Genomic DNA, 8,953 nt, shown 5'->3' with positions numbered 1-8,953 from the left:
AAATTACTGAAGCACATTTGAAATACCTAAGCTGATGGGCCATTGCTGAATCTCCAACTAGCGTAAAGCCTTCTGTTGTGCGTTCGTGATTCAATTAGTAAAATATGGTTTATGTTCGCTACTATACTGTTTCATCGCCTCATTAAAAACCTTCTTATTTACTTCAACCTTTAGCGAATACTTTATTGAAAGCCTTATATAATAACTCATCAGTTCATTTGTTGCCGCATGATAAGAAATACCTTTTGCATTTTTTAATTTCTTATAAAAATCAATTATATTCTTTTTTCGCTTTGCCTCTTCCAACTCATTTTTTACCTTCTCAGTCCTCAAACCCCACTCGTCGCGTATAATAGCTTTTTGGTGAGCATTCATAAGTTCCATATAATGAATAAATGATTTATCAGCTTTGATAACATCTATACTAATTTGATCTCCGCTTTTATTTTGCCAGCTTAAAAAAAAGAATAGAGGTATAAACAACAATACTTTCATTATAAATTAAATTGAAAAACAATCTGCTTTTTCTAACATGACGCACAACGTCCGAGGCTTTACGCAGGGTGGGGAAGGATAATTCCCGCTGTTGGCTTGGCCACTACTGACGCGATTAGTTAAAGCCAAATTACTGAAGTTGATTAGTATTACCAAAGCTGATGGGCCATTGCTGAAAGCCCAACTTGCGTAAAGCCTTTTGTTAGGCGAGGTCTTTTTGCTTTACGGTTTGTTTCTTTGATGGCTTTGTTCCTTTTCTGATTTTATCCTTCTTAATCCACTCACTTATGCGAGTAAAATCTCGCTCTGTAGGTTGTTTGCCGGTAGTATAAAAGTCAATATTTTTTGGCTCTTTTATCATACATTAAAGTTACATTTATTTAGGGAAATAAAGTTCTATAAGTTTTGCTGCAGATTTAGAATCAATTGCCATAAAATTTCCGAAAAGCAAGTGCGCCTTAAGCTCTTTTTTATAGTGCGCTATTAAATTAGTCTTACTCTCAAATGAAACATAGCCGCTATAACCTTTGTCAAAAGAAATCTTACATGCAAAAGCTACAAGATTGCCTGGAACACCTAAGTAAATCTTTTTATTTCCACGATTGAATTTATTGCTTTCGATAAGTGTCATAAAAATGTGGTCTTTACGATCCTGCAAACTTATGAGCCCTTGAATAATAGTAGGATTATCGATAATTACAAGCTTGTATACCTTTCGGTCTTTCAACTTGGCTTCTGACTCCCAATTAAATAACCAATCTTTCTTTCTTAATTTTTTAAAATCTGCTGAAGTCAGTTCTAGCACTTCCGTTTTAAAACTGTCACCAGAAATAGCATTTTCTATTGAGCGAGTAAGCTTGTCAATTTCTATCGTGAATGGTCGGTGTTTGGTCATAATTAGGTACTAAAATTGTTCATTCCAAAAATCGGATCGCCAGAATAAATCTCGCCTAACGGCGACGGCTTGCTGCTGTGCTGGAATTCATTGCTGGTCTAGCCCGGAACAAAAGCCGATTTGAAAAACTGAAGTTGAAGTTAAGAACTAAAGCTCAAAATTGAACGTCGAGCCTAGACTGAAGCTGATAGCGACTTAGAGCCGATTGTTACTACGTCAGCCAGCATAGCAGCAAACCGATTGTTGTAAGCATACCCTTCGTCCGGGGTGTGAAAAACGGAGCGACAAAATTGTCACCCCGTTTATTTAATTATCCTATTCTAATGTTGAACAATAATTCTATGTGATTCAACCTTTTTGTCCTGTGTAAAAAGACGAACTGTGTATATGTCTGATTTAAGACTTAAAGTATTTACTGTTGTTGATTTTGTATCTGACGGATAAATTTGTTCTAATACAACGTTACCCATCTTGTCTACTATTTGCATTTTCAAAAGGTCAACATTTATTTGCTTTTTACCTTTTGGTATGGGGTTTCGTTTAAAGTCAACCTGTGTAATATTAAATGTTGATTTAACTGGATTAGGTGCTACTCTGTAATATTGATATGGCCCATCATAATAGAAGTACATAGGGTCTCTTCTTGTGCCGCAAGCATTTGTTGTGTGGACTGTAAAACCAAAATAATCATACGGGTTTAAAGGGGTACTCCACCAACAAGTCGCAAAGTTATTACCAGTATAACCAAAGTAATAATTTGCATTACTTGATGATGATGATTCCCAAACGTAAGTATTTGTTCCAGATGATTCCAATGTGATATAAAAAGATGATGAACTTAAAAAGGTAGCAGTTCCTTCTATTGGTTGAGTCAAATAAATATTATCAATATAATAACCTGCGTTTCCGTATAATTCTGGAACACCAAAAGTTACAGATTTTGAAGAATACTGCTGAATTCCGTCACAGTTGGTAATTGTTGCAAGAAGCGTTACAGTTCCGTTATTAATTTTTGTTAATGTAGCTTGTGTCCCACTAGATGATAAAGTACAAACGTTTTGTAAAGGCAAATAACTTCCATTTGTATAAACCCCGCTTAACGACCATGATACTGTGGTACCTGCAGGAACACCAGTTAATGAATAATTCTCAGAACTTCCACATACGATACTACTACCTGTCATTGGTAAATAGCTTCCTTGTGTCGCACCAGATGAACGAGATATTGTACTTGTCAAAGTTGTATTATTAGACCCATTTAAATTTACTGTCACAGAGACATTTGACAGTGGGGTACTGCCAGACGAAGGTGTTAAGTTTATTGAATTGGATGTCGTTGGGAAAGACTGCGGAGCAGGGTTTCCATTGTATATCCAGCCATTATTTGATGAACCTAAATTCCAATTATAAATTATTGTTCCTGGTGTATTATTGACATTATTGACCGTAAAAGTTTGGGTCGTAGCTGAACCACACGGAATTTGAAGTGTGGAAGGCGATAAAGTAAATGAAATTGCAATTGATTCAGTTATTGTTATTTTATTTATCAAGGCTGTTGTTCCATTTAAACCACCGTCTGAAATAGTAAGTACTAGATAGTTTCTTTGAGATGGAACAGAAAATTGAGGAATATTATAAGTCTGTATACTTGTCTGTGATGGATAAACTATTTGCACAATATCACCTATTGAGCTTAAATACTTGCTTGAACTTACAGGGCCGCAAGAAATTGGGTCTGAATCATTAGGGTTTGGCAAAGAAGTTCTAACCGACATTGTAAGTTTTGGAAAAGCAGTACTGGGATTAGCAGTGTAACCCATATCTACTGTCATTGTATAATTATAGCCAGTCTTGAATGTATAACCTAAAGCATATGCAGTACCATTATTGATGTTTGATTGCGAATTGACTTGGGTTTGCATTTTTATGCTTGTTCCATCAAATATTGCCCCACCTGAAACAGGAAAATGATTTAAACCTCCAACAGTCGGGTTATTTCCGCTTTGGTTAAAGACATTGCAACATTGAGGGCAATTGTTAATGTTACTTAAATTACTGCCTTGATAAACAACAGTCGCATTTTGGGAAATAGATTTTATGCTGGTTAATTACAACAGCATAATTAAAATTGATACCTTGTTCATAGTTAATTATTTTTCTAAATGAATTTGGAAGCCAATTCCTAATATTAAGGAACTGACATTGGATTTATCTTCAATAGCTTTTTCAAAACTCCAGCCTAGTATAAATTCTAAACCAACACTATTATTAAAATAGATTACTGGGCCGCCAGCTACTTGATAGGAAATGTTTTTAGCTGTAGTTATACTATTTCCGAAATTATTAAATCGATTTACCCCATAACCAAAGGCTCCTTGAATAAATAAATTTGTAGTGTTATCTGGTTCCAAAAAATAGTATTTGGCAAATGGACCAATCTTGTAGGATGTTACATTGCTTTTTGTATTATTACTTTTAGACTGCGTGAAAGATACACCTGTACTTATTCCGAAAGCCAATTTGTCTACCACAAAATATCCTATATTCGGCAATATTGAAAACAATGTAGAACTGTTTTTATCTGTGCTATTGGTAAGATTTTGTTTAGAAGAAGAAAAATTAGCATTACCTCCTACAAGCCAGTTTCCTCTTGTGATTTGACTGTTTGCAGTAAAAAAGAAAGAGATGAAAAAGTAAGAAACAAAAAGTCTTTTCATAATAGATTATTTTAGTTTTAAAATATTGGGATAGATATTAGTTGGTAGGCTATTATTATTAATTTGTCTGTGTTTCGTTGGTTTCATGTCCGTTTAAGTTTTCGCTTTTTGTCACTCGAATTTATTAGAACCTGCCCTAGGGTTGCTTACAACGTTAAAGCATTGGCGATGTGGCGGTATTCATTGAACGTCCAGCCTGAACTAATGCTGATTAAAAATACAAAAGTTCATTGTTCATTCTGTGCTCGGCATTATTCGTCTGCCTAAACTGAAGCTGAATAGCGAAACAAAAGCTGAAGATATATTCGTCCCCCGCCATATTGCCAATGCAATGTTACCTGCTGTTTTATTTCAGGTCATCAATTGATGTCACTCCGAGTTGAGCAAGACATTCTTTTTCGTGGCGTTCTATGTCAACGAGCTTAAATTCTTCTTCTGTTCCTTTCAGCTCAACTATTGCGTCATTACCTACTACCGTGTGGTCTTTCAATTTATACATTGAACATTCACCGGCTACATATAATCCTAATTTTTTAGTCGCTTCGGGAGTGATGGCTATATTAAAACCTTTGCCTCCAACCCTTACACTTGGATAAAAGATGCCATCAAGTCCTCGTTGTGTGACTAATTCTGAGAATAATGCAGAAATCATGTAGTCATAGTCGCCTCTAATATCCTCTTTTGAGAATTCGTCAGCAAGAAAAGTTATATAAGCAAGTGAACCCTCCAAAATGTCTTTAGGAGTTCCTGCGATAAATTCTTTATAGGCGTCTGACAACTCTTTCGTGTAACTACTTTCTTCTGCATATTTGTCCTTTTGAACAATCGCAAGTAAATGAATATCCTCATGAACATACCATCTGCCGAATGATACTTTTTGATATCCAGATTTTGTTTTGTCTCTAAGCATAGGAATGGTTTCTGCAACACCAATAACTCTCATGTTGTCTAGTTCGCCTGGTTGCAAAGTCTCTGGAATTGCAGTCGCATAAAACATTGTCTGATTTGGCGTACTTGCTCTTTGGTATGTCGTGTTATATTCTTGTGGCTTAAATGAGTAGTCACTTTTCTTTTCAAAGCGTTCTCCATTATAATTAGGTCTTGCCCTCATGACAGATTTGCCTCTGTGGAATGTTACAACCACGTGTCCAATCTTTCCTACTTGTTTGAATAGCGATAAAATCTCGTCTTTAGGATAAGTGGACAAATCCAAACTCTTTAAATGTTCGATGATAGTATTAATGTCCATAATAGAAATAAGGAGTTGTTGCCTTCAGGTTTAATGCCCTTTCGGTATAATGTTTACAATTACTTTGAAATCCTTGTCTTTTCTCGAGAGGTCATTTTGAATTCCCTTAGGATTGCTTATGTAGCCTTCAGGGTCATAAACAAAGCAATACAATGATTTGCAATCTGGATGCTTTTTGTAATGAGCGATGTCAATAATAAGTTGTTCACCAAGTTGTTTCGCCTTTAAACCTGCTCTTGTTTTTTTGACCTCAATAATAACTTGTTCATCTTTTAGAAGGAAGTCTGAACGTGTAGAACTACCTGCATAGCTGGGGTTCCATTCTTCTGGTCTAATATCGTCGAAATATATTTTTAAAAGTGAGTGTAATAGGTCTTGAACATCGTATTCATCCTCTATGTCTAAAGTCGGTCTATCAGCATGCCTTTGTCTTAGTTGCTTAGCTATTAAATGAAACCTGTCACAGAGTAAGCCAATTAGGAAAACTGCATCTTTTTCAACGTTTGTTGGCTTAGATAGCTCTTTTATTTTACGCTTCTTCTCTCTCCAAGGAAAGTCTGCTCCGCAATTGTCACAAATGTCAGGTACAGGAGTTGTCGTGCCTGATAAATCGATGAAATTTTCGTAAATCATGTCACCCTTAATGTCTTTACCGCAAGAAGGGCATTGGTAAATTGTTTTTTCACCACAGGTCGTACAGAAGTTTTTACGGAATTGCGGAGAACTATAATACCTGTCTGTCGTCTGATGTCCATTTAAACAAACCTCTTGAGTGTCTTGTCTCGCCATAAGGAGCTACAATGTGTTTTGGTGTTCGATAAAAAATAGCAGGTAACGTTCGAGGCTTTGTGCAGTTGGGGAATTGAGCAATTGTCTGCCCGGAACCGAAGCTAAATTTATAACTAAAATCCGAAGTTTAGAACTACTGCCCTACAGAATTACGTCTGCCGAATATAAAGCTTAGATATGCACTGCTGATGATTGCTGCAACGTCAAGCCCCAATTGCACAAAACCTTTTGTTGGCTGCTGGGCTGTTAATCAAATGCTTTTGTAGTCATTCCTAATGTCATACTAATTTGTCGTGCCTCGCTGATTATTTCAGTAGGGTAATTTGATAATTCCAATAACTTTATTGCATTTCGTGTTTTTAGTTGTCCATATTTAATTTTATGGTCAAAATAAAGTTCGCCATCTTCAATTGTCTCAGTAAAATGATATAAGTCGTATTCAGTTTTTAATATATCAGATAACTCAATATCATGAGTGGATATGATTACAATATTGTCACCCCGATTCAAATAGGAAAGTATCGCTTTTGCAGCAGAAATTCTTTCTATTGTATTAGTACCTTTAAAAACTTCATCTAAAACAAATAAATTTTGATTGGGTGAATTAACTTCTGCTATTAAACTTGCCATTGTATTAACCTCCTGTAAATAATAGCTTTTTCCTTCGAATAAGTTGTCGTCAATTCGAATTGATGAATATTGTTTTAAAATTGGCGAGGTAAATTCTTCGGCAAAGCATGTATAAATAGTTTGGGCTAATATCGAATTCATCATAAAGGTTCGTAAAAATGTCGATTTGCCAGACATATTAGAGCCCGTAATTAAAATGCTTTTATTACTTATTGACAAGTCATTTTCAACGCAATTTTCAATAAGCGGATGATATATGTTTTTAAAAGACACTTTTTTCCCCGCTGAATTAAAAACTGGCTGACAGGTTTTTAAATTATCTGCTCTCAATGAGGCAATTGAAATTGAAGAATCAATATTTCCTACATAGTCGAATAATGTTATTATTGAAGTCCGTTTGGTTTCAAGTTCCTTAATAACTTTAAAAAGCGTAAAAACTTCTATCAAAAAAAGGGCTTTAATTAATTCCAGTAAATATGTTCCTATTTGGCTTAATTCTGATTGAATTCCACTTCCGTTGTCGAAGTTTATTATGCTTGATTTTCGTTGAAATGATTTAAGGTCAGATATACTTTCTTCGACAGACTTATCGTAGAAAATCCCGTTTCGCCGTGATAAAGACTTTGATACTTTAATAAGCAAATTTAATTGGGGGATTGATCTAACAAATTGAAACGCCTTGTTTTTGTTCCAGTAATGTAAAAACATGTTTAAGGCAAATGGAATCAAAAGAAAAATTATAAAAACCTGGTATTTCAATGAGAGTATGATTAGGCAAAAGACAATAGCTATATCTATTCCTAAAAACTTAAACCATTTTGGTTTTTGTAATAAATTGTCCTTTAACAATGATGGGATGTAATATGCGTCTGTTTCGTTTAGTTTTAAGAGGTCTAATTGTATTTCCTCACGTATTTTAGCGTTACTGGTAAATAATTCAATTAGGTTTTGCGTAGGGTCAGATTTAAGATTCGTTGGTTCTATTACTTTTTTATAAAGAAACTGCTGTCCCACTTTACTTGTGGTACGGTCTATAAATTCAAAAAGTCCATAAAAATCTATATCATCAATTGTCTGTTCAGTCAGATGGTGAAAGTTTTTACCTTTTACTTCTACAGAATAATTTTTAATTCCATCAAAATTGAAAAATTCTGTTTTAGAGTTACCCCATGCTGCTCGAATTTGGTCAATTTGTTTTCTGGACTTCCCTTTATTTATAAGGTAAATAAAGATAAATGTCAATAAGGTAAGAATTGCTCCGAATAATAAGTAGTTCATTTTATTATAGTAATTCAATTAAGGGGTTCAAAAAAATACTTATTATTTATAACCGTCATGTCCTTTAGCCTTGCAGCCAACGTCATAGGCTTTGCGCAGTTTGGATAATCTGTGATCCTACTGCTGGCTTGGCCACTAAAGACGCGATTAGCTAAAGCCAAATTACTACAGTTGATTAGCAATACCAAAAGATGAATGGCCAAAGGTGGAAGCCCAAATTGCGCAAAGCCTTTTGTTGGGCGTTCGTTTTTTCATACCCTATGTAAAATTTTTGAAGCATATTTTACACCTTCTTTAGTCCACGATTCACCAGCATTTAAAAAATTTAGTTTGCTGTCTGCGTCTTGTCCTGTAAAATAAACTACGTAGTTATCTGGGACTTTCTTTCTACTACCAAAGTGTTTCTCTGCACAAAAACTAATATCTATATAAGTTCTGTTTTTGATGTTATATAAAGCAAATAATACAACTCCACGAGGATCGTCTTCTGGTTCTAAATATCTTATTATTCCTACTTCTTCAAAAACAGTCCTTGGATTGTCGAGACCTTCATCTTCATATTTTCTATAATCATCTTCTGTAATGTCGTCTGGATATTTGTGAAGATTATATAGTTCAGAGATTTGATAAAATGCTTCTTTAGCCTGTTCAAATGGAGATTTCTCAGAAAGGCTTAGTGTATCAATTATTTTTTTAAGTCTTTCGTCACTTAAGTACCAAATATCAACAGGATTGTCCATCATACTTTTTAAATAGAGTAAAGTTGTCCTAAATGACGCCCAACGTCCGTGGCTTTACGCTGGTTGGATAATCTGTGTTCCTACTGCTGGCTTGGCCACTATAGACTCGATTAGCTAAAGCCAAATTACTGAAGCACATTTGAAATACCTAAGCTGATGG

General features: G+C 34.9%; 9 protein-coding genes. All 9 read right to left on the bottom strand.

Annotated elements, in window-relative coordinates; all coding sequences use genetic code 11:
• Positions 1-90: 90 nt before the first annotated feature.
• The 9 genes from ACTIEI_RS14730 to ACTIEI_RS14690 all read right to left on the bottom strand — a co-directional run bounded on the left by ACTIEI_RS14730 (position 91) and on the right by ACTIEI_RS14690 (position 8,796).
• Positions 91-495 carry a hypothetical protein gene (locus tag ACTIEI_RS14730; protein WP_439507044.1) on the bottom strand — a complete coding sequence of 135 codons (405 nt, stop codon included), beginning with the start codon at positions 493-495 and terminating at the stop codon, positions 91-93.
• A gap of 202 nt (positions 496-697) precedes the next feature.
• Positions 698-856 carry a hypothetical protein gene (locus ACTIEI_RS14725; protein ID WP_161631456.1) on the bottom strand — a complete coding sequence of 53 codons (159 nt, stop codon included), beginning with the start codon at positions 854-856 and terminating at the stop codon, positions 698-700.
• A gap of 15 nt (positions 857-871) precedes the next feature.
• A complete protein-coding gene (locus tag ACTIEI_RS14720; RefSeq protein ID WP_026750248.1) occupies positions 872-1,390 on the bottom strand; it encodes a hypothetical protein in 519 nt (172 codons plus the stop codon).
• Positions 1,391-1,710: 320 nt separating this feature from the next.
• Positions 1,711-3,312, bottom strand: coding sequence for a T9SS type A sorting domain-containing protein (locus ACTIEI_RS14715; protein WP_439507043.1), 1,602 nt, complete (start codon positions 3,310-3,312; stop codon positions 1,711-1,713).
• 228 nt (positions 3,313-3,540) lie between these two features.
• The gene (locus ACTIEI_RS14710) at positions 3,541-4,107 is read right to left on the bottom strand and encodes a hypothetical protein (protein WP_439507042.1); all 567 of its coding nucleotides are present in this window, start codon (positions 4,105-4,107) and stop codon (positions 3,541-3,543) included.
• 346 nt (positions 4,108-4,453) lie between these two features.
• Positions 4,454-5,356 (bottom strand): hypothetical protein, encoded by a 903-nt coding sequence (locus ACTIEI_RS14705; protein WP_439507041.1) that lies wholly within the window; start codon positions 5,354-5,356, stop codon positions 4,454-4,456.
• 30 nt (positions 5,357-5,386) lie between these two features.
• Positions 5,387-6,145 (bottom strand): DUF2321 domain-containing protein, encoded by a 759-nt coding sequence (locus ACTIEI_RS14700; RefSeq protein ID WP_439507040.1) that lies wholly within the window; start codon positions 6,143-6,145, stop codon positions 5,387-5,389.
• Between the two features lie 246 nt (positions 6,146-6,391).
• On the bottom strand, positions 6,392-8,053 hold the full coding sequence (locus ACTIEI_RS14695) for a MutS-related protein (protein ID WP_439507039.1): 1,662 nt from the start codon (positions 8,051-8,053) through the stop codon (positions 6,392-6,394).
• A 251-nt stretch (positions 8,054-8,304) separates the two neighbouring features.
• Entirely contained in the window at positions 8,305-8,796 is a 492-nt protein-coding gene (locus ACTIEI_RS14690) for a hypothetical protein (protein WP_439507038.1), read from the bottom strand.
• Positions 8,797-8,953 lie beyond the last annotated feature (157 nt).

It is taken from the genome of Sediminibacterium sp., assembly GCF_051860225.1.
In the GTDB taxonomy this organism is placed as follows: Bacteria; Bacteroidota; Bacteroidia; order Chitinophagales; family Chitinophagaceae; genus Sediminibacterium.
The sequence above is the reverse complement of the archived record's forward strand: the minus strand, read 5'-3'. Positions and strand labels throughout refer to the sequence as shown.

Coding starts and splice junctions, on each gene's coding strand:
- ACTIEI_RS14730 (WP_439507044.1), bottom strand. CDS start 495: ATGAAAGTATTGTTGTTTATACCTCTATTCTTTTTTTTAAGCTGGCAA.
- ACTIEI_RS14700 (WP_439507040.1), bottom strand. CDS start 6,145: ATGGCGAGACAAGACACTCAAGAGGTTTGTTTAAATGGACATCAGACG.
- ACTIEI_RS14725 (WP_161631456.1), bottom strand. CDS start 856: ATGATAAAAGAGCCAAAAAATATTGACTTTTATACTACCGGCAAACAA.
- ACTIEI_RS14715 (WP_439507043.1), bottom strand. CDS start 3,312: ATGCAAACCCAAGTCAATTCGCAATCAAACATCAATAATGGTACTGCA.
- ACTIEI_RS14705 (WP_439507041.1), bottom strand. CDS start 5,356: ATGGACATTAATACTATCATCGAACATTTAAAGAGTTTGGATTTGTCC.
- ACTIEI_RS14695 (WP_439507039.1), bottom strand. CDS start 8,053: ATGAACTACTTATTATTCGGAGCAATTCTTACCTTATTGACATTTATC.
- ACTIEI_RS14720 (WP_026750248.1), bottom strand. CDS start 1,390: ATGACCAAACACCGACCATTCACGATAGAAATTGACAAGCTTACTCGC.
- ACTIEI_RS14690 (WP_439507038.1), bottom strand. CDS start 8,796: ATGATGGACAATCCTGTTGATATTTGGTACTTAAGTGACGAAAGACTT.
- ACTIEI_RS14710 (WP_439507042.1), bottom strand. CDS start 4,107: ATGAAAAGACTTTTTGTTTCTTACTTTTTCATCTCTTTCTTTTTTACT.